The 19,358-nt window shown below is 64.3% G+C and carries 20 protein-coding genes and 1 tRNA gene; 10 read left to right on the top strand and 11 right to left on the bottom strand.

Annotated elements, in window-relative coordinates:
- Positions 1-32 precede the first annotated feature (32 nt).
- Positions 33-1,556, top strand: coding sequence for a long-chain fatty acid--CoA ligase (locus AAFG16_RS46895; RefSeq protein WP_342736155.1), 1,524 nt, complete (start codon positions 33-35; stop codon positions 1,554-1,556).
- Positions 1,557-1,658: 102 nt separating this feature from the next.
- On the opposite strand, the gene AAFG16_RS46890 is transcribed toward AAFG16_RS46895, so the two are convergent.
- The 9 genes from AAFG16_RS46890 to AAFG16_RS46850 all read right to left on the bottom strand — a co-directional run bounded on the left by AAFG16_RS46890 (position 1,659) and on the right by AAFG16_RS46850 (position 9,738).
- The gene (locus AAFG16_RS46890) at positions 1,659-2,153 is read right to left on the bottom strand and encodes a GNAT family N-acetyltransferase (RefSeq protein ID WP_283082909.1); all 495 of its coding nucleotides are present in this window, start codon (positions 2,151-2,153) and stop codon (positions 1,659-1,661) included.
- A 105-nt stretch (positions 2,154-2,258) separates the two neighbouring features.
- Positions 2,259-2,531 carry a DUF1150 domain-containing protein gene (locus tag AAFG16_RS46885; protein WP_007598581.1) on the bottom strand — a complete coding sequence of 91 codons (273 nt, stop codon included), beginning with the start codon at positions 2,529-2,531 and terminating at the stop codon, positions 2,259-2,261.
- A 50-nt stretch (positions 2,532-2,581) separates the two neighbouring features.
- Positions 2,582-3,007: an Hsp20 family protein gene (locus AAFG16_RS46880; protein WP_011083554.1), complete on the bottom strand. Its 426-nt coding sequence runs from the start codon at positions 3,005-3,007 to the stop codon at positions 2,582-2,584.
- 294 nt (positions 3,008-3,301) lie between these two features.
- Positions 3,302-4,387 carry a sn-glycerol-3-phosphate import ATP-binding protein UgpC gene (locus AAFG16_RS46875; protein ID WP_342736152.1) on the bottom strand — a complete coding sequence of 362 codons (1,086 nt, stop codon included), beginning with the start codon at positions 4,385-4,387 and terminating at the stop codon, positions 3,302-3,304.
- A gap of 6 nt (positions 4,388-4,393) precedes the next feature.
- Complete coding sequence (gene ugpE, locus AAFG16_RS46870) at positions 4,394-5,242, bottom strand: sn-glycerol-3-phosphate ABC transporter permease UgpE (RefSeq protein ID WP_027561588.1); 849 nt, start codon at positions 5,240-5,242, stop codon at positions 4,394-4,396.
- On the bottom strand, positions 5,242-6,123 hold the full coding sequence (gene ugpA, locus AAFG16_RS46865; RefSeq protein ID WP_342736146.1) for a sn-glycerol-3-phosphate ABC transporter permease UgpA: 882 nt from the start codon (positions 6,121-6,123) through the stop codon (positions 5,242-5,244). The genes ugpE and ugpA overlap by 1 nt, the downstream gene beginning before the upstream one ends.
- Before the next feature lie 48 nt (positions 6,124-6,171).
- Entirely contained in the window at positions 6,172-7,488 is a 1,317-nt protein-coding gene (gene ugpB / locus AAFG16_RS46860; protein WP_283082906.1) for a sn-glycerol-3-phosphate ABC transporter substrate-binding protein UgpB, read from the bottom strand.
- A 430-nt stretch (positions 7,489-7,918) separates the two neighbouring features.
- Entirely contained in the window at positions 7,919-9,136 is a 1,218-nt protein-coding gene (locus AAFG16_RS46855) for a CaiB/BaiF CoA-transferase family protein (RefSeq protein ID WP_283082905.1), read from the bottom strand.
- 176 nt (positions 9,137-9,312) lie between these two features.
- Entirely contained in the window at positions 9,313-9,738 is a 426-nt protein-coding gene (locus tag AAFG16_RS46850) for an organic hydroperoxide resistance protein (RefSeq protein ID WP_018645071.1), read from the bottom strand.
- 156 nt (positions 9,739-9,894) lie between these two features.
- On the opposite strand from AAFG16_RS46850, the gene AAFG16_RS46845 reads away from it, so the two are divergent.
- The gene (locus tag AAFG16_RS46845) at positions 9,895-10,353 is read left to right on the top strand and encodes a MarR family transcriptional regulator (RefSeq protein ID WP_283082904.1); all 459 of its coding nucleotides are present in this window, start codon (positions 9,895-9,897) and stop codon (positions 10,351-10,353) included.
- Between the two features lie 67 nt (positions 10,354-10,420).
- Here AAFG16_RS46845 and AAFG16_RS46840 read toward each other — a convergent pair.
- Positions 10,421-10,496: transfer RNA gene (locus AAFG16_RS46840), tRNA-Ala, on the bottom strand.
- Positions 10,497-10,587: 91 nt separating this feature from the next.
- Positions 10,588-10,995 (bottom strand): TIGR02300 family protein, encoded by a 408-nt coding sequence (locus AAFG16_RS46835; protein WP_283082903.1) that lies wholly within the window; start codon positions 10,993-10,995, stop codon positions 10,588-10,590.
- A 169-nt stretch (positions 10,996-11,164) separates the two neighbouring features.
- Here AAFG16_RS46835 and aroA point away from each other — a divergent pair, with 169 nt between their 5' ends.
- The 8 genes from aroA to trpB all read left to right on the top strand — a co-directional run bounded on the left by aroA (position 11,165) and on the right by trpB (position 19,338).
- On the top strand, positions 11,165-12,502 hold the full coding sequence (aroA, locus tag AAFG16_RS46830) for a 3-phosphoshikimate 1-carboxyvinyltransferase (RefSeq protein ID WP_342736143.1): 1,338 nt from the start codon (positions 11,165-11,167) through the stop codon (positions 12,500-12,502).
- On the top strand, positions 12,499-13,137 hold the full coding sequence (gene cmk / locus AAFG16_RS46825) for a (d)CMP kinase (RefSeq protein ID WP_342736141.1): 639 nt from the start codon (positions 12,499-12,501) through the stop codon (positions 13,135-13,137). The genes aroA and cmk overlap by 4 nt, the downstream gene beginning before the upstream one ends.
- A gap of 266 nt (positions 13,138-13,403) precedes the next feature.
- Positions 13,404-15,110 (top strand): 30S ribosomal protein S1, encoded by a 1,707-nt coding sequence (rpsA, locus tag AAFG16_RS46820; RefSeq protein WP_283082900.1) that lies wholly within the window; start codon positions 13,404-13,406, stop codon positions 15,108-15,110.
- Between the two features lie 368 nt (positions 15,111-15,478).
- On the top strand, positions 15,479-16,459 hold the full coding sequence (gene sppA, locus AAFG16_RS46815) for a signal peptide peptidase SppA (RefSeq protein ID WP_283082899.1): 981 nt from the start codon (positions 15,479-15,481) through the stop codon (positions 16,457-16,459).
- A gap of 171 nt (positions 16,460-16,630) precedes the next feature.
- Positions 16,631-16,936 (top strand): integration host factor subunit beta, encoded by a 306-nt coding sequence (locus tag AAFG16_RS46810; protein ID WP_008539997.1) that lies wholly within the window; start codon positions 16,631-16,633, stop codon positions 16,934-16,936.
- A gap of 71 nt (positions 16,937-17,007) precedes the next feature.
- The gene (locus tag AAFG16_RS46805) at positions 17,008-17,400 is read left to right on the top strand and encodes a lipopolysaccharide assembly protein LapA domain-containing protein (RefSeq protein WP_283082898.1); all 393 of its coding nucleotides are present in this window, start codon (positions 17,008-17,010) and stop codon (positions 17,398-17,400) included.
- Positions 17,401-17,464: 64 nt separating this feature from the next.
- A complete protein-coding gene (locus AAFG16_RS46800; RefSeq protein ID WP_283082897.1) occupies positions 17,465-18,124 on the top strand; it encodes a phosphoribosylanthranilate isomerase in 660 nt (219 codons plus the stop codon).
- On the top strand, positions 18,121-19,338 hold the full coding sequence (gene trpB, locus AAFG16_RS46795; protein ID WP_342736137.1) for a tryptophan synthase subunit beta: 1,218 nt from the start codon (positions 18,121-18,123) through the stop codon (positions 19,336-19,338). The genes AAFG16_RS46800 and trpB overlap by 4 nt, the downstream gene beginning before the upstream one ends.
- The last annotated feature ends 20 nt before the right edge of the window (positions 19,339-19,358 follow it).

Raw genomic sequence — 19,358 nt, 5'->3', positions numbered from 1 at the left:
CTAACCAACCTTACGATGCTTCGGGGGCGACCATGCGCTTCATCGATTACCTGGACAAAGGTGCCTCGCTCGGCCCCGATGCGCCGTGCCTCACCATGGATGGGCGCGACCTCAGTTATGGCGAAGTGCAGCAGCTCAGCTATCGCATCGCGCGCGGGCTCGCGCGATCGGGTATCGCGCCCGGTGAGAAGGTTGCGATTCTCTCCGGCAACGATCCGGTCGCCTTTGCGTGCGTGTTCGGCCTTTCCCGTGCCGGCTCGGTCTGGTGCCCGATCAATCCGCGCAACGAGGCGGCCGAAAACCGCATCATCCTCGACCAATTCGACTGCAGCCTGCTGCTGTTTCATTCAAGCTTCGCGCCGATGGTCGAAGCGGTGCGTGCAGAGCTGCCGAAGCTGCGCGCCCTCGTCTGCCTCGATGCAGAGTTGCCCTTCGCGCCCTCGTTTGACAGCTGGCTCGCCGGCCTCGCCGACGACCCCTATCAACGCGAGACGGTCGACGATCTCGCGATGATTCCCGGCACTGGCGGCACCACCGGCAAGCCGAAGGGGGTCATGCTGTCGGGCCGCAACATCGAGGCCATGACGGCCCTGACGCTGATGGGCTATCCCTTCAAGGGCCGTCCAGTCTATCTCGCGCTCGCGCCCTTGACCCACGCGGCCGGCGTGCTGTGTTTCCCGATCATGGCGCTCGGTGGCCGCATCGTGATCATGCATCACCCCGACATCGCCGAATTCCTCGATCTGATCGAGCGCTACGGCGTCACGCACACTTTCCTGCCGCCGACCGTGATCTACATGCTGCTCGATCATCCCAGGCTCGACTCCGCCAACCTCGGCTCGCTGCAATGCTTCTGGTACGGCGCGGCGCCGATCTCGGCCGCGCGGCTTGCGGAGGCGCTCCAGCGTATCGGGCCGATGGCGCAGTTGTTCGGTCAGACCGAAGCGCCGATGATGATTTCGATGATGGCACCAGATGAGCATTACAATGCCGACGGCACCATCGCGATGGAGCGCCTCGCTTCGGCCGGGCGGATCAGCCCGCTGGTGCAGGCCGGCATCATGGATGGCGACGGCAATCTGCTGCCATCAGGCGCGCGCGGCGAGATCGTGGTCCGCGGCTCGCTGGTGATGCAGGGCTACTACAAGAATCCCGAGGCCACGGCGGAGGCCTCCGCGCATGGCTGGCACCACACCGGCGACATCGGCTACATCGACGACGACGGCTACCTCTATATCGTCGATCGCGCCAAGGACATGATCATCACCGGCGGGTTCAACGTCTACTCGATCGAGGTCGAGAACGCGCTGCGGGCGCATGAGGCGGTGCAGGATTGCGCCGTGATCGGGCTGCCCGATCCGAAGTGGGGCGAACGGATCGTGGCCGTGGTGCAGCCCCGCGCCGGCCAGCGGATTGACCCCGCGGTGCTCGCCGCCTTCGTCAAGGAACAGATCGGCAGCGTCAAGACGCCGAAGCAGATCGAAGTCTGGGACGATCTTCCGCGCTCAAAGGTCGGAAAGGTCCTGAAACCGGACATCCGAGCGCGATTGACCTGATTGGGCTTGCCCGTGCGCCTCGCGCGAGGCGTCCGCGATCTATTCGGTGCTGTCGGCCACAACTGCGGCCCAAGGCTGCCCAACCGCTTTCTTTGAGTGTGGTCAGAGGGTGCGCGAGAGATAGCGCACCGTCTTGCTGCCATTGTGGATGTTGGCGCTGCCGACCTCGGCAAATCCCAGGGCGGCGTGAAACGCATCCGACGCCGGGTTCGGCGGCTGCCGATTCACTTCGCAGACGATGCGATCGTGTCCGGCTTCGGCCGCGCGATCGAACAGGTCGGCGTAAAGCCGGCGCGCGCATCCCATGCCGCGCGCGGATGCTGCGACCACGATCCGGTCGACGTAGACAAAGCGCGCGTAGCGGGATCGAAACCACAGGAAGTTCGGGCTGTCGTAGTGCCCGTCCTGATCAAGTGCGATCAGGAACGCATCGAGATGGCTGATCCTGCGCGCGTAGAAGGCTTGCGCGACCAGGTCTTGCAGCCGCTCGCGCTCAAGCCACGACAATTCCTCTGCATGGCTGTTGTTGAGAGACAGCATCGTCTCGGCCAGCGCTTCGCCGGATGACAACTCGGATATCGCAATCGGGATGGGCATGGGCTGGTCCATGACCACCGTCTAGCAGCAGCCCCTCACAAATGAAAACGGGCATGCCTTCGTCTGAAGGCATGCCCGCCAAATCTCTAGTCGTGCGATGCGCGCTCAGTGCACGCTGACGGCTTGCAGCTCGTTGCTCCAGGCGTTGGCGATCGCGGCTTCGCGGCTGTCGGTCAGCATGATCGGCGTGCCGTCGGCGGCGTGGAGCGCGAAAAGCTTGAGACCCGGCGCAATCTTCGGCGCCTCGGGAAACAGGCCCGGAACGTCCTCGGAGCGGATCTGCTTCACATAGGCGATATGGCCTTCGCCAAGGGTTGCCAGCGTCTCCGGAGAGACATTCTTGGCTTCGTATTCGAACGCAACGTGACCTTCACTCATGGTCTCGACTCCTCTAACGAACTAAGCGGTCGAGTCCGCTACTCGTTCCATTATTCGTGCTCATTGATAGCGATTGTCTTAACGATCCTCTCCGGTTCAGGCCGGGCCAGGTCGATCGACAACAACCCGTTCTTCAGATCCGCACCCAGCACCAGCATCCCCTCCGCCAGCACGAAGGTGCGCTGGAAGTGGCGCGCGGCGATGCCGCGATGGATGTATTGCCGGGTCTTGTCGTCCTGCTGCCGCCCGCGAATGACGAGCTGGTTTTCCTCAATGGTTACATCGAGTTGGTCGCGGGTGAAGCCGGCGACCGCCAGCGTGATGCGCAAACGCTCGGGTTGGCCGTCCGAGCGGTCACACCTCTCGATATTGTAGGGAGGGTAGCCGTCGGCGCCTTTGACGACGCGGTCGAGCACGCGCTCGATCTCGTCGAAGCCCAGAAGGAACGGACTGGAAAGCGTGGGAACACGAGACATAGTTTACAAAGTCCTCTCGAAGCGACTTTGGTGCTTCGGGGCCCGATCAAGGCACCCCTTGGTCAGCAATATGGTCATATCCCCGTGTCGGTTCAAGGACGTAGCCGGGGGGCTGTGGATGGGGCGCTTGCCGCCCAGGGCTCTGCCATCGCACAAAATGCTTACAATTCGTCATAGCCCCGACACCGGCAGGCATGACGAATTGGCGGGCGATTTATCTCAATGAAAACAGGACCCCTCCTACTGTGCATGGGGTTGTTTTCGGACGTTTTCTCGGTCTGCCCCTCGGAACCGTCAGGCCTCGATCCGTTTCCGCCCGTCGCCGCTGAACAGATGCAGTTTCGCCCGCACCGCCGCGACGCGGATCCTCGCGCCGATGGCAGGGGCCTCGGTTCCGGGGATGCGGACGATGACCTCGCCGGGCGGCAGCTCGCCCGGGGTGGCGGCGACGCGCTGGTCCTCCTGCTCGCGGGAGCCGTAGACGAAAGTTTCGGCACCGACGCGCTCGATGGCTTCGACCGTTAACGGCAGCGCCACGCCGCCCGCTGGTGTCTCGTCGGTGATGACGAAATCCTCCGGGCGGATGCCGAGAATGCCGGCCTCAACAGCACTGCCGCCGAGCTGCGACTTGATCTCGTCGGGACGCGTCGACATCAGGTTCATCGGCGGTGCGCCGATGAAGGAAGCCACAAAAGTCGTCGCCGGCTTCTCGTAGATCGCGAGGGGATTGCCGACCTGCTCGACCTGGCCGCCGTTCATTACGACGAGAACGTCGGCCAGTGTCATCGCCTCGAGCTGGTCGTGGGTGACGTAGATCGACGTCGTGCTGAGCCGGCGCTGCAATTTGCGGATCTCGACGCGCATCGCGATGCGCAGCTTGGCGTCGAGGTTGGAGAGCGGCTCGTCGAACAGGAACACCTTCGGCTGGCGCACGATGGCGCGGCCCATGGCGACGCGCTGGCGCTGGCCGCCGGAGAGCTGCCGCGGCTTGCGCTCCAGCATGGCGGAGAGCTCGAGCACGCGCGCGGCTTGCTCGACGCGGGTCTTGATCTCGGCCTCGGCCATGCCGCGGTTGCGCAGGCCATAGGCCATGTTGTTGTAGACGCTCATATGCGGATAGAGCGCGTAGTTCTGGAACACCATCGCGATGTCGCGATCGGCGGGCTCGACCTGGTTGACGACGCGGCCACCGATGTCGATCTCGCCGCCGGTGACGGTCTCGAGCCCTGCGACCATGCGCAGCAGTGTGGACTTGCCGCAGCCGGAGGGGCCGACCAGCACGCAGAACTGACCGTCGCCGACATCGACGTTGACGCCCTTGATGGCTTCGAAGCCGCCTTGATAGGTCTTGCGGACGTTGCGCAGGGTGACGTTAGCCATGAAAACTCATTTCTCGGTTTCGACGAGGCCGCGCACGAACAATCTCTGCATGGCGACGACGACGAACACCGGCGGCAGCATGGCCAGCACGGCGGTCGCCATCACGATCGGCCATTCGGTCAGCGCGTCGGTGGTGGTGATCATCTTGCGGATGCCGACCTGGATGGTCTGCATGTCGTCGCGCGTGGTGATCAGCAGCGGCCAGAGATATTGATTCCAGCCGAGGATGAACAGGATCACGAACAGCGCCGCCATGTTGGTGCGCGACAGCGGCAAGAGCGTGTCCCAGAAGAAGCGCAAGGGTCCCGCGCCGTCGATGCGCGAGGCCTCCAGCAATTCGTCCGGCACGGTCATGAAGAACTGGCGGAACAGCAGCGTCGCGGTCGCCGACGCGATCAGCGGCAGCGCCAGGCCCGCATAGCTGTCGAGCATGTGCAGGTCGGCGACGATCTTGTAGGTCGGATAGATGCGGACCTCGACCGGCAGCATCAAGGTGATGAAGATGATCCAGAAGATCGCCATCCGGAATGGAAAGCGGAAATACACGATCGCATAGGCCGAGATGATCGAGATCGCGATCTTGCCGATTGCGATCGCCAGCGCCATCACCAGCGAGTTCAGCATCATGTTGCCGACCGGCTCGCGGGTCGAGCCGCTCGTGCCGACGAAGATGGTCTGGTAATAGACCTCGAAGAAATGACCGCCCGGCAGCAGCGACATCTGGCCGTTGGCGATCAGCGCGTTGTCCTGGGTCGAGGCGACGATGGCGATGTAGACCGGGAATGCGACGATCGCGATCCCGATCCAGAGGATGATGTGCGCGACGTAGCGCCGAAAGCCCTCTTCCTCGACCATCAGTAGGTCACCTTGCGTTCGACGAAGCGGAACTGGATTCCCGTCAGCACGATGACCATGATCATCAGGATCACCGATTGCGCCGCGGAGCTGCCGAGATTGCCGCCAAGCAGGCCGTCGGAATAGACCTTGTAGACCAGCGTGACGGTCGACGTGCCGGGGCCGCCGCGGGTCATGGTGTCGATGATGCCGAACGTGTCGAAGAAGGCGTAGACGATGTTGATCACCAGCAGGAAGAAGATGGTCGGCGACAGCAGCGGGAAGATCACGGTCCAGAACCGCCGCATCGGACGCGCGCCGTCGATCGCGGCGGCCTCGATCACGCTTTTCGGGATGCTCTGGAGACCGGCGAGGAAGAACAGGAAGTTGTAGGAGATCTGCTTCCAGGCGGCGGCGAGGATGACCAGCGCCGCGGCCTGATTGCCGTCGAGCAGCGGATTCCAGTCGATCCCGAGGCCGCGCAAGTATCGCGAGAGCACGCCGAGCGAGGGATGCAGCATGAAGATCCAGAGCACGCCGACGACAGGCGGCGCCACCGCATAGGGCCAGATCAGCAGCGTGCGGTAGAGCATCGAGCCGCGCAGCGGCTTGTCAGCCATCACGGCGAGCAGCAGCGCGAAGGACAGTGACGAGATCGCGATCGCGAACGAGAAGAAGAAGGTCCGGACGATCGTTGCGAAATAGGCGGGATCCCTGAACAGCTCGATGTAGTTGTCGAACCAGACGAAGCTCGACGACAGGCCGAAGGCGTCCTGGAGCAGGAACGACTGGATCACCGCCTGCAGGGCCGGCCAGTAGAAGAAAATCAGGACGATCGCGAGTTGCGGGGCAACCAGCGCGTAGGGCAATAGCCTCGATTGGAAAACGGCTTGCTTTTGCATGATGCCCCGGGGAGCGGCAGGCCGGGCGACCGGCCTGCCGCAGTCGCCTTACTTCACGGCGGTCTTTTCGAACTGCCGCAGCATCGTGTTGCCGCGTTCGACGGCGGCATCGAGCGCCTGCTTGGCGGTCTTCTTGCCGGCCAGCGCCTGCTCGATCTCTTCCGACCAGACGTCACGCAGCTGAACCATGTTGCCGAGGCGCAGGCCGCGCGAATTCTCGGTCGGCTCCTTGTTGGTCAGCTCGAGCAGCGGGGTCTCGAGATAGGGCTGGTCCTTGTAGAAGCCTTCTTCCTTCGCCTTGGCGTAGGCCGCCTTGGTGATCGGCAGATAGCCCGAGGCCTTGTGGATGTAGACCTGACGATCGGTGTCGGAGAGGAAGGTCAGGAATTTCGCGACGCCCTTGTAATCGTCGGCCGGCTTGCCGCCCATGACCCAGAGCGAAGCACCGCCGATGATCGAGTTCTGCGGCGCGCCCTTGGCGTCGGGATAATAGGGCATCGGCACGGCGGTGAAGTTGAACTTGGCCTGCGCCTTGACGTTGCCGAAGAACGCCGACGAGGTCAGGTAGATCGGGCACTCACCCGAGGTGAAGCGGCCTTCGCCGGTGTTGGTGCGGCCGGCGTAGTCGTAGACCTTGGTCTTCTGCAGCTCGACCAGGTTTTCGAGATGCTTGACCTGGAGCGGGCCGTTGAATTCGAGCACGGTGTCGAAGCCGTCGAGGCCGTTGGCCTTGCTGGAGAGCGGCACGTTGTGCCAGGCCGAGAGCTGCTCGAGATTGACCCAGGTGACCCACGAGCCGGAGAAGCCGCAGGTGTCGTGACCGGCGGCCTTCAGCTTCTTGCCGGCCTCGAACACTTCAGGCCAGGTCTTGGGGATCTCGACATTGGCTTTCTTCAGCTCGTCGAGATTGACCCACATCACGGTGGACGACGAGTTGAAGGGGAACGACAGCATCTCGCCCTTCGAGGTCGAGTAGTAGCCGGTGATCGCGGGCAGGTAGTTCTTCGGATCGAACTTCTCGCCGGTCTCGGCCATCAGCTTGTAGACCGGCTTCACGGCGCCGGTCGCGGCCATCATGGTCGCGGTGCCGACTTCGAACACCTGCATGATGTGCGGGGCGTTGCCGGCGCGGAACGCAGCGATGCCGGCGTTCATCGTATCGGGGTAGTTGCCCTTGTAGGTCGGGATCACCTTGTAGTCGCTCTGCGACGCGTTGAAGTCGTTGGCGAGCTTGACGATGACGTCGTTGTTGGCGCCGGTCATCGCATGCCACCACTGGATTTCGGTCACGGCCAGGGCCGGCGAGGCGCCGAGACCAACCGTGAGTGCAACAGCTGCAGCCGCGCCAAAATGTCGAAGAGCCATCAAGAAAACCTCCCTTGCCCGTCAATGAAGAGGCGCTTGCGCTAGCAGCGCCATATGACGTTCACATGACTGTGTAAGCGGGAGAAACGAAAGCAGCAAGCGCGGCCAAAAGGGAAGTCGTCAAATAGGCGAAGGCGCCACGGACGGGCCTCCGCCGTTCGCGGTGCCCATGCACGGCTCGCGCCGCACTGCGGCATGGATGATGAGGGAAGGAGAGCGCCGTCAGCGCGGAATGATGTTGGTGAGCACGGATGTGGCTCCGGGCTCCCTTAGCCTCTCCCGCTTGCGGGAGAGGTCGGATCGCGAAGCGATCCGGGTGAGGGCTCTATCCTCTGGGGGAGTCTCACTGCGGAGACACCCTCTCCCCAACCCTCCCCCGCAGGCGGGGGAGGGGAGCGCACCTGCGCTGTCGCTCGATCTCTATCTTATCTCAGCGTTTCCGCTCGGGGCCGCAGACTGTGCCCTTTTCGACCATCGCGTCGATCTCGGACTTGGAGTAGCCGAACTCGCCCAGCACCTCGGCCGCGTGCTGGCTGAATTTCGGCGGCAGGCGGCGCAGGCTCGGCTTGCTGCGATCGAGCCGGATCGGCGAGGCCACGCCCTTGTACCAGTCCTTCTCGATGACATCGCCGCGCGCGATCGTGTGCGGGTTCGTCAACGCCTGGTCGATCTTCTGCACCGGGCCTGCGGGCAGACCCGCCGCAAGCAGGCGATTGCACAGCGGCTCGGCCTCGTGCTGGCTGAACACGGCGGCAAGCTCGGCGCGCAGCGCCTCGCGGTTGGCGATGCGGTCCTTGTTGCGGGCAAAGCGCGGATCGGTGCCGAGCTCGGGCTTGCCGATCTCCTTGGCGAGCTTGCGGAAGGTGCCGTCATTGCCGACGCCGATGAAGATGTTGTCGGTCTTCGTCGGGAAGATCGCGTAGGGCACGAGGTTCGGGTGCTCGTTGCCGGTGAGGCCAGGCGGCTTGCCATGCATGAAATAGTTCGCCGTGTGCGGATGCATGATGGCAAGGCCGGTCTCGTACAGCGTCGTCTCCAGGAACTGGCCCTTGCCGGAGCGCTGCCGCTCCGACAGCGCCATCAGGATGCCGATCGCGGCGTAAAGACCGGTGGTGATGTCGACGAGCGGCACGCCGATCCGCATCGGTCCGCTCTCGGGCGAGCCGGTCGCCGCGATCATGCCGGTCATGGCCTGGATGATCGCGTCATAGCCGGGATTGCCGCCGCGCGGGCCGTCGGCGCCGAAGCCGCAGATCCGGCAATGCACGAGGCGCGGGAATTTTTCGCGCAAGACCTCGTTGCCGATGCCCCATTTCTCCAGCGTGCCCGGCTTGAAATTCTCGATCAGGACGTCGGCCGTCTCCAGCATCTTCAGCAGCACCACGCGGCCGCCCTCGGCAGCGAGGTCGAGGCCGATCGAGCGCTTGTTGCGGTTGATGCCGACGAAATAGGCCGCATCCTCCTCGTGGAAGGGAGGGCCCCATTCGCGCACCTCGTCGCCTGCGGGCGGCTCGACCTTGATGACGTCGGCGCCGTGGTCGGCGAGGATCTGGGTGCAGTAGGGACCGCCGAGCACGCGCGTGAGATCGATGACGCGCAGCCCGCTCATTGCGCCCAATGCTGCTCCAGAACTGGCGGCTTCAGTCATGCCTTCGCTTCCCTGTGTCGGTCGTTTGATCACAGGCCTAGCGAGGTTTGTTTGCGCCAGCAATGGCGCCGGGCGTAGGGCCGCATGCACGGCCGCACGGCAATCCCGCGGCGTGGCAAATCAAGCGGAAGCGGCCGGCCCGAGGGGGATCCCGGGCCAGCCAATCCGCCCTTTGATCAGACGACCGTCAGGCGAACGTCGACATTGCCGCGCGTCGCATTGGAGTACGGGCACACCTGGTGCGCCTTGGCGACCAGCGCCTCGGCCTCAGCACGGGCAAGGCCCGGCAGCGAGACGGCGAGGTCGATGTCGAGGCCGAAGCCGCCTTCAGAGCGCGGGCCGATGCCGACGGTCGAGGTGACGGAGGCGTCAGCCGGAACCTTCGGGCCGCCCTGCGAGGCCACGAATTTCATCGCGCCGATGAAGCAGGCGGCATAACCGGCCGCAAACAGCTGCTCGGGATTGTTGCCGGCGCCGCCGCCACCACCAAGCTCCTTCGGCGTGGTGAGCTTGACGTCGAGCGCGCCGTCGAGGGTCGCAGCATGGCCGTCGCGGCCGCCGGTGGCTTTTGCGCTGGTCTTGTAGAGGACGTTCACGGACATTTTCGTCTCCCTTGGGGGTTCCGGGTTGGGACGCGCCCTATATCGCAGACAATTAGATTGTGCGCAATTGAAATTGCGCGGCCTCACATTTAATTGTCCGCAATTGAATATGCCGCCGGCCGGCCCCAGAATGGGAGAAACCTCGTGAGATTCGTTATGCCTCGGAAAGTGCCGGCGCTGGACCCGCAGCGCCTCGACAACCAGATCTGCTTTGCGGTCTATTCGGCCGCGCATGCCTTCAACCGCGTCTACAAGCCGCTGCTCGACCGGCTCGGCCTGACCTATCCGCAATATCTGGTGATGCTGGTGCTGTGGGAGCGCGACGACGTGCCGGTCAAGGACATCGGGGAGAAGCTGTTCCTGGATTCGGGCACGCTGACGCCGCTCTTGAAGCGGTTAGAGGCCGCGCATCTCGTCAGGCGTACCCGCTCCAGCGAGGACGAACGGCAGGTGCTGATCGCGCTGACGCCGCAGGGCCACGCGCTGAAGGAAAAGGCCCGCAGCGTGCCGCAGTCGATCCTGGCGGCGTCGGACTGCTCGGTGTCGGAGCTGGTGGCGATGAAGGACGAGATCGTCGCGCTGAGGGACCGACTGAATGCGGTGATCGGGGAGTAGGGGAATTCGTTGGAGCCCCGCCTACGCCCTGCGGGCTTCGGCGCGACAGCCTTCGCTTCGCGAAGGCTGGTGGAGCCAGGCGGGATCGAACCGCCGACCTCTTGCATGCCATGCAAGCGCTCTCCCAGCTGAGCTATGGCCCCTTAAGTCCTGGGATGATCCTGGGGGATCACTCCCGACCGGCGAGCCTTCCGACTCGCGCGGTGCACCCTTTTTCACAGATCAGGGCTGATCTCAAGTCTCTTCATCACCTCCGACATCACCAATGATGTCGGTCACGTCCTCATCGCCCTCTTCTTCGTCGGCAATGAAGGTCGAATCATCGTCATCGTCGTCGTCGAGGGTCTCGTCGACTTCGATATCGTCCTCGGATTCGGGCACCACGGCCTTGACCTTGCCGGTGTTCTCCTCGGCATCGGCCTCCTCGAGGGAGACCAACTCTTCGGCCTCGGCCGGCTCCGGCGCGGTGTCCTGGGCCATGCTGCGGGCTTCCGCGCCACGGGGCGCGCGAGCAGGGGCAACCGGGGCGATCGGAACCACCTCGCCGGTATAAGGCGAGATCACCGGATTCTTGTTGAGATCATAGAATTTCTTGCCCGTGGTCGGGCAAATACGTTTGGTTCCGAGTTCGGACTTGGCCACGGCAGGAATCCTGGGAATGTCTGAAAAGCGGTGCTTCACTTGGCTAGTTGGCGGCCCGCTGTCAATAGCGCATTACGGGAGAAAGACATGCCCGTGACGCCGGGGAGACCATGTGGTACCTGCCCCGCGAGCCCCGCAGGGATATTTCGGGCCTATCCAAGGACATAACGTGACCCATTCCGACAAGCCGACGCCCCTTCGGTCGCGCGCCAGCGGTCCCCTGACCGGGAAAGTACGGGTGCCCGGGGACAAGTCGATCTCCCACCGCGCCCTGATCCTGGGCGCGCTCGCGGTCGGCGAGACCAGGATTTCGGGCCTCCTCGAGGGCGAGGACGTCCTCAACACCGCCAAATCCATGCAGGCCCTCGGCGCCCAGGTCGAGCGCACCGGCGATTTCGCCTGGAAGGTCCAGGGCGTGGGCGTCGGAGGCTTTGCACAGCCCAAGATGGCGCTGGATTTCGGCAATTCGGGCACCGGCTGCCGGCTGGTTATGGGCGCCGTCGCCGGCTGCCCGATCTCGGCGATTTTCGACGGCGACGCCTCCTTGCGCAGCCGTCCGATGCGCCGGATCCTCGATCCGCTCGAAAAGATGGGCGCAAGGGTCGTCTCCGGCGGCGAGGGTGGCCGCCTGCCACTGACCGTCCAGGGCGCGCGCGATCCGCTGCCGATCACCTACAAGACCCCGGTCGCCTCGGCCCAGATCAAATCGGCCGTGCTGCTGGCGGGCCTCGCCGCGCCGGGCGCCACGACCGTGATCGAGAGCGAGGCCAGCCGCGACCACACCGAACTGATGCTGAAGCATTTTGGCGCCGACATCACCTCGGTGCAGGAAGGCCAGCATGGCCGCCGCATTACGCTCGTCGGTCAGCCTGAGCTGCATGGAGCCAACATCGTCGTGCCCGCCGATCCCTCGTCGGCCGCCTTCCCGATCGTCGCGGCGCTGATCGTCGAGGGCTCCGACATCGTGTTGTCCGATGTCATGACCAATCCGCTGCGCACCGGCCTGTTCACCACGCTGCGCGAAATGGGCGCCTCGATCGAGGAGAGCGAAGTGCGGGGCGATGCCGGCGAGCCGATGGCGCAATTGCGCGTGCGCGCGTCAAAACTGCGTGGCGTCGAGGTGCCGCCGGAGCGCGCGCCCTCGATGATCGACGAATATCTCGTGCTGGCGGTGGCGGCCTCCTTCGCCGAGGGCACGACCATCATGCGTGGCCTGCAGGAGCTGCGCGTCAAGGAGTCCGACCGTCTCGAAGCCACGGCCGACATGCTCCGCGTCAACGGCGTCAAGGTCGAGATCTCCGGCGACGATCTGATCGTCGAGGGCCGCGGTCATGTACCCGGCGGCGGCACTGTCGCGACCCATATGGATCATCGCATCGCGATGTCCGCGCTGGTGATGGGCTGTGCCTCCGACCAGCCCGTGACCGTCGACGACACCGCCTTCATCGCCACCAGTTTCCCGGACTTCATCCCGATGATGCGTGCGCTAGGGGCCGAGTTTTCATGATCATCGCCATCGACGGTCCCGCCGCCTCGGGCAAGGGGACGCTCGGCAAGCGCCTCGCCCATCATTACGGCTATCGTCATCTCGATACCGGCGTGATCTATCGCGCGGTGGCCTATGCCCTGATGCAGTCGGGTCATGATCTCCGGGATGAGGCGGCCGCGGTCCAGGCTGCGCTGGAACTCGATCCCGAAAAGTTCGGCAACCCCGCGCTGAAGACCCAGGAGGCCGGCGAGGGCGCTTCCATCGTGTCGGCCATCCCCAGGGTTCGTGAAGCCCTGCTCAATTTCCAGCGGCAATTTGCCGCCGATCCGCCCGGCGCCGTGCTGGACGGCCGGGACATTGGAACCGTGATCTGTCCTCATGCAGACGTGAAGATTTTCGTGGTCGCCGACCCCAAGGTTCGCGCGCGGCGGCGGACCATGGAGGCCAGGGCAAGGGGCGAGCAGGCGGACGAGGCGGCTGTGCTCGCCGACATCATCCAGCGCGACGAGCGCGACAAGAACCGGCCGATTGCGCCTTTAAAACCGGCCCCGGATGCTTACTTGCTAGATAACTCCCAACTGGATATAGAAGGCGGCGTCCGGGCCGCCATCGACATTATCGAGGCCGTCCGAGCGGGCCGTCCGCGGGGTTAAGCCGCGGCCGTCATTGGAGGAAGCGCCCGCTCCCGCTCTTTGAGGTCGATACCTCGGTTCCCGTTTCGGGAGCCGTCGCATCCAGCTCCGGACACAAGAATTCCACGTATCGAATGCGCGGGCCTCAGCCGGCTCGCTTCCGTTGTTCTGGCCGCAAGGCCCGGGCAACGAGCGGTCGCTCGAAGGTTTTGCGGACCTTCCGACACTGCGTGTGCGATGCGCCCTTAAACCCAACGGCCGGCAAGACATCCGCAACTGGAGAACAAATGGCTTCGACTTCTGCTGATACCTATAGCCCCTCGCGCGACGATTTCGCCGCGATGCTCGACGAGTCCTTCGCAGGTGGCAACCTGCAGGAAAGCTCCGTCGTCAAGGGCAAGGTGGTTGCAATTGAAAAGGACATGGCCGTCATCGACGTCGGCCTGAAGACCGAGGGCCGCGTCGCCCTGCGCGAATTTTCCGGCCCCGGCCGTGACAGCGAGATCAAGGTCGGCGACGAGGTGGAAGTGTTCCTCGATCGCATCGAGAACGCCCTCGGCGAAGCCGTGCTGTCGCGCGACAAGGCGCGCCGCGAGGAGAGCTGGGGCAAGCTCGAGAAGGCCTTCCAGAACAACGAGAAGGTCAACGGCGTCATCTTCAACCAGGTCAAGGGCGGCTTCACCGTCGACCTCGACGGTGCCGTGGCGTTCCTGCCGCGCTCGCAGGTCGACATCCGTCCGATCCGCGACGTTGCGCCGCTGATGAACAACTCGCAGCCGTTCCAGATCCTCAAGATGGACCGCCGCCGCGGCAACATCGTGGTGTCCCGCCGCACGGTTCTCGAAGAGACCCGCGCCGAGCAGCGCCAGGAGCTGGTGCAGAACCTCGAAGAGGGTCAGGTCATCGACGGCGTGGTCAAGAACATCACCGATTACGGTGCGTTCGTTGATCTCGGCGGCATCGACGGCCTGCTGCACGTCACCGACATCGCGTGGCGCCGCGTCAACCACCCGACCGAGGTGCTCTCGATCGGTCAGACCGTGAAGGTCAAGATCATCAAGATCAACCACGAGACGCACCGCATCTCGCTGGGCATGAAGCAGCTGCTGGACGATCCGTGGCAGGGCATCGAAGCCAAGTACCCGCTGGGTGCCCGCTTCACCGGCCGCGTCACCAACATCACCGACTACGGTGCGTTCGTCGAGCTCGAGCCGGGCATCGAAGGCCTGATCCACGTCTCCGAGATGTCGTGGACCAAGAAGAACATGCACCCCGGCAAGATCGTGTCGACCTCGCAGGAAGTCGACGTGCAAGTGCTGGAAGTCGATTCCGTCAAGCGCCGCATCTCGCTCGGCCTCAAGCAGACCATGCGCAACCCCTGGGAGGTCTTCGTCGAAGGTCACCCGACCGGTTCGGTGGTCGAGGGCGAGGTCAAGAACAAGACCGAGTTCGGTCTGTTCCTGGGTCTCGAGGGCGACGTCGACGGCATGGTCCACCTTTCCGATCTCGACTGGAAGCTTCCGGGCGAGCAGGTGATCGACAACTACAAGAAGGGCGACGTGGTGAAGGCCGTGGTGCTCGATGTGGACGTCGAGAAGGAGCGCATCTCGCTCGGCATCAAGCAGCTCGAAGGCGACCCGTTCGCCGAGCCGGGCGATGTCAAGAAGGGCGCGGTCGTGACCTGCGAAGTGCTCGAAGTGAAGGAGAGCGGTATCGAGGTGAAGATCGCCGGTACCGACTTCACCACCTTCATCAAGCGCTCGGAGCTCGCGCGTGACCGCAACGACCAGCGCGCCGAACGCTTCGCCGTCGGCGAGAAGGTCGATGCCCGCGTGATCCAGTTCGACAAGAAGGCCCGCAAGGTCCAGGTGTCGATCAAGGCGCTCGAAGTCGCCGAAGAGAAGGAAGCCATCGCGCAGTACGGTTCCTCCGATTCGGGTGCGACGCTCGGCGACATCCTGGGCACCGCGCTCAAGAACCGCGACAGCAAGTAAGCGAAACGTCTGTTTCGCTGACATCAGAGCCCCGGCGAAAGCCGGGGCTTTTTTGTTGCTCGCTCAGTTGTCGTCCCCGCGAAGGCGGGGACCCATAACCCCAGGGAGTAGTTGTTGCGCGAAGCTGATAACTCCGAGTCTTCGCCAAACCGCTCCCTGTGGTTATGGGTCCCGGATCGGCGCTCCGCTTCGCTGCGCTTGTCCGGGACGACGGCGAGTATGTGGCAGCGTGCGGGCTACACCGCCGCACAGCCTTGTTTTCTTCAAAATGCGCCGCAATTGATGTATCGAGATAAGCCAATCGTCACGCTGTGACGGCACAACGCGCCAGGCCTTCTTGGACGCGCCTTTCATTTGGAGATATTCCGATGTCGCTCGATTCGGACATCATCGTCGATCGCCGCAGGATCCGCCGCAAGCTTACGTTCTGGCGCGTGATGGCCGCGCTGATCGCGATCGCCGCGATCGCGGGCTTCGCGCTGGTCGCAACGCCCGGCGCGCGCGGCACATTCGCAGCCGCCGGCTCGATTGCGCGGGTGCAGATCGAAGGCCTGATCCGCAGCGACTCTGATCGCACGCAGGCGCTGGAGCGGCTGGAGAATTCGCAGGCCGCCGCCGTCATCGTTCACATCAACTCGCCGGGCGGGACGACAGCCGGCTCCGAGCAGCTCTACGATTCGCTCGTGCGGCTCAAGGCGAAGAAGCCGCTCGTCGTCGTGGTCGAGGGCCTTGCCGCCTCCGGTGGCTACATCACCGCGATCGCGAGCGACCACATCATCGCGCAGCAGAGCTCGCTGGTCGGCTCGATCGGCGTGCTGTTCCAGTATCCCAACGTCGCCGAGCTCCTGAAGACGATCGGCGTCAAGGTCGAGGAGGTCAAATCCTCGCCGCTGAAGGCCGCGCCGAACGGTTTTGAGCCCACCAGCCCCGAGGCGAGGGCCGCGCTCGATGCGCTGGTGAAGGATTCCTATGCCTGGTTCAAGGGCCTGGTGAAGGACCGGCGTGGCATGGATGACACGCAGCTCGAAAAAGTCGCCGACGGCCGCGTCTTCACCGGACGCCAGGCGATCGACCTCAAGCTGATCGACCAGATCGGCGACGAGAAGACAGCGGTGACCTGGCTGGTCGAGCAGAAGGGCGTCAAGAAGGGTCTTTCGGTGCGCGATTACAAGCTCCAGCCGCGCTTTGGCGATCTGCCGTTCCTCAAGACTGCGGCCGCCGTGACGCTGGAAGCGCTTGGTTTAGGCTCGATTGCGCATCAGATCGGGCAAACTGGCGTTGTGCAGGCCGTGGATCGGGTTGGAATCGATGGCATGCTGGCCCTGTGGCAGCCGGCGGGGTCGAATTGACGGAACCGGGCGAGGCCTGGAGGATTTTCCCGTCTGACGGGTGGGCGGTCAGCCTGCTTTTCCGGCATTTGTCACGTATTTTCCCGACGCTCAACCTTGATTTAGCGTCTTGACAGATCACAGTATTTTCACGGAAATGGTCATCCGCACGCTTCCGGGTCCTATCTCTCGATGATCAAATCCGAACTTGTTCAGCGTATCGCCGAGCACAACCCGCATCTGTACCAGCGGGATGTCGAGAACATTGTGAATGCGATTCTCGAAGAGATCGTAGCGGCCCTCGCGCGCGGTGACCGCGTCGAGCTGCGCGGTTTCGGTGCCTTCTCGGTCAAGCATCGCCCTGCACGCGCCGGGCGCAATCCGCGCACCGGCGCCCATGTGCCCGTCGACCAGAAGAGCGTTCCGTTCTTCAAGACCGGCAAGGAAATGCGCGAGCGGCTGAACCGCGACCATCCGGATCCCGGCGCTGCAGACTAAGGCTGTCGTCGGGGCTTTACCGAACGGCCGCATGATGCGGCAGCAAGCTTGATTCAAGACGAGCGATCGCGATGCGAAAGTTCCTGACCGCGCTGATCGTGATTCCGCTGGGCCTGCTCCTGGTGACCTTCGCCGTCGCCAACCGGCATTTCGTCACGGTCTCCCTCGATCCCTTCGTCACGGACGATCCGTCCTTCGCGGTGACGCTGCCGCTGTTCCTGCTGCTGATCCTGGTGGCCGCCATCGGGGTTGTCGCCGGCGGCTGTGCAGTCTGGTTCGGCCAGCGGCGCTGGCGCCGCGCGGCGCGGCGGAACGATGCGGATGCGCGGGCTGCCCGGGTCGAGCTGGCCGATCTGCGGGCCCAGATGGCCGCCGCAAAGCCCGAATCCCAGCGCCTCCCCGTCCCCGCGGGGGTAGGCCTTTACGGGCCTATCGGGCGAGACAAGCAGCGCGCGACGTTGTAGAAGCGGCCCCGACCGAAAAACCCGTTTCCCGGCGCCCCTTGCGGCCGCTACCCGCTTCGAGACCATGTCCCTGCTCGTCAAAATCTGCGGCCTGTCCACGCGCGAGACGCTTGACGTCGCGCTCGACGCCGGCGCCGACATGGTGGGCTTCGTGTTCTTTCCGCCGTCGCCGCGGCATCTGTCGCTGGAAGCCGGCCGTGACCTCGGCCGCCAGGTGAAGCGGCGCGCGCTCAAGGTGGCGCTCACCGTCGATGCCGATGACGCCACGCTCGACAACATCATGGATGCGCTGTCGCCGGACATCTTCCAGCTGCACGGCAAGGAGAGCGTGGCGCGGCTGCGCGACATCAAGCAGCGGTTCGGCCGCCCGGTGATGAAGGCGGTGCCGGTCGCAACCGCGGCCGATCTCGCCGTGCTGCCCGGCTATGCGGCGGTCGCCGACCGTATCCTGTTCGACGCGCGCGCGCCGAAGGATGCGACCCGGCCCGGCGGCCTGGGCGAGCCGTTCGAATGGCACCTCCTGGAAAATCTCGATCTGAAATTGCCCTACATGGTCTCGGGCGGACTCGACGCCGGCAACGTTGCCGAAGCGCTGCGCGTTACCCGCGCCGGCGGCGTCGACGTGTCCTCCGGTGTCGAGAGCGCACCCGGCGTCAAGGATCCCGAGCTGATCAAGGCCTTCATTCGCGCCGCGCGCGCCACTCAAGAGTTGAGCGTTCGATGAACATCGCCAAACCAAATTCCTATCGCAGCGGCCCCGATGAGCGCGGCCATTTCGGCATCTTCGGCGGACGCTTCGTCGCCGAAACCCTGATGCCGCTGATCCTCGATCTGGAGAAGGCCTACACCGCGGCCAAAGCCGATCCGGCCTTCCAGGCCGAGATGAACGGCTATCTCAAGAACTATGTCGGCCGGCCCTCGCCGCTCTACTTCGCCGAGCGTCTCACCGAGCACCTCGGCGGCGCCAAGATTTACCTCAAGCGCGAAGAGCTCAACCACACCGGCTCGCACAAGGTGAACAACGTGCTTGGCCAGATCATGCTGGCGCGGCGCATGGGCAAGAAGCGCATCATCGCGGAGACCGGCGCCGGCCAGCACGGTGTCGCCACCGCGACGCTGTGCGCGCGCTTTGGCCTCGAATGCGTGGTCTATATGGGCGCCGTCGACGTCGAGCGGCAGCAGCCCAACGTGATCCGCATGGAGATGCTGGGCGCAAAGGTGCTTCCGGTGCAGTCGGGCACGCGCACGCTGAAGGACGCGATGAACGAGGCGCTGCGCGACTGGGTCACCAACGTGCACAACACCTTCTATTGCATCGGCACGGTCGCGGGCCCACATCCCTATCCGACACTGGTGCGCGACTTTCAGTCGATCATCGGCAACGAGACCAAGGCGCAGATGCAGGAGATCGAGGGCCGCCTGCCGGACTCGCTCGTTGCCTGCATCGGCGGTGGCTCGAACGCGATGGGCCTGTTCCATCCGTTCCTCGACGATCCCTCCGTCGAGATCTTCGGCGTCGAAGCTGCCGGCCATGGGCTCACGCAGCTGCATGCGGCCTCGATCGCGGGCGGCCGTCCCGGCGTGCTGCACGGCAACCGCACCTATCTCTTGATGAACGAAGACGGCCAGATCCAGGATGCGCATTCGATCTCGGCCGGTCTTGATTATCCCGGCATCGGACCCGAGCATTCCTGGCTGCATGAGATCGGCCGCGTCAATTATCTCTCCGCAACCGACGACGAGGCGCTCGCCGCGTTCCAGCTGCTGTCGCGTCTCGAAGGCATCATCCCCGCGCTCGAGCCGGCGCATGCCATCGCCAAGGTGATGGAGCTCGCGCCGAAGCGGCCGAAAGACCACCTGATGGTCGTCAATCTCTCCGGCCGCGGCGACAAGGACGTCCCGCAGGTCGGCGACATCCTGAGGGGCAAGAGCAAGTGAGGCGGGTGTCGCACTCTCGT

The sequence above is a fragment of the Bradyrhizobium sp. B117 genome (assembly GCF_038969555.1).
Lineage (GTDB): Bacteria > Pseudomonadota > Alphaproteobacteria > Rhizobiales > Xanthobacteraceae > Bradyrhizobium.
This window is presented reverse-complemented; position numbering and strand designations above follow the sequence as displayed.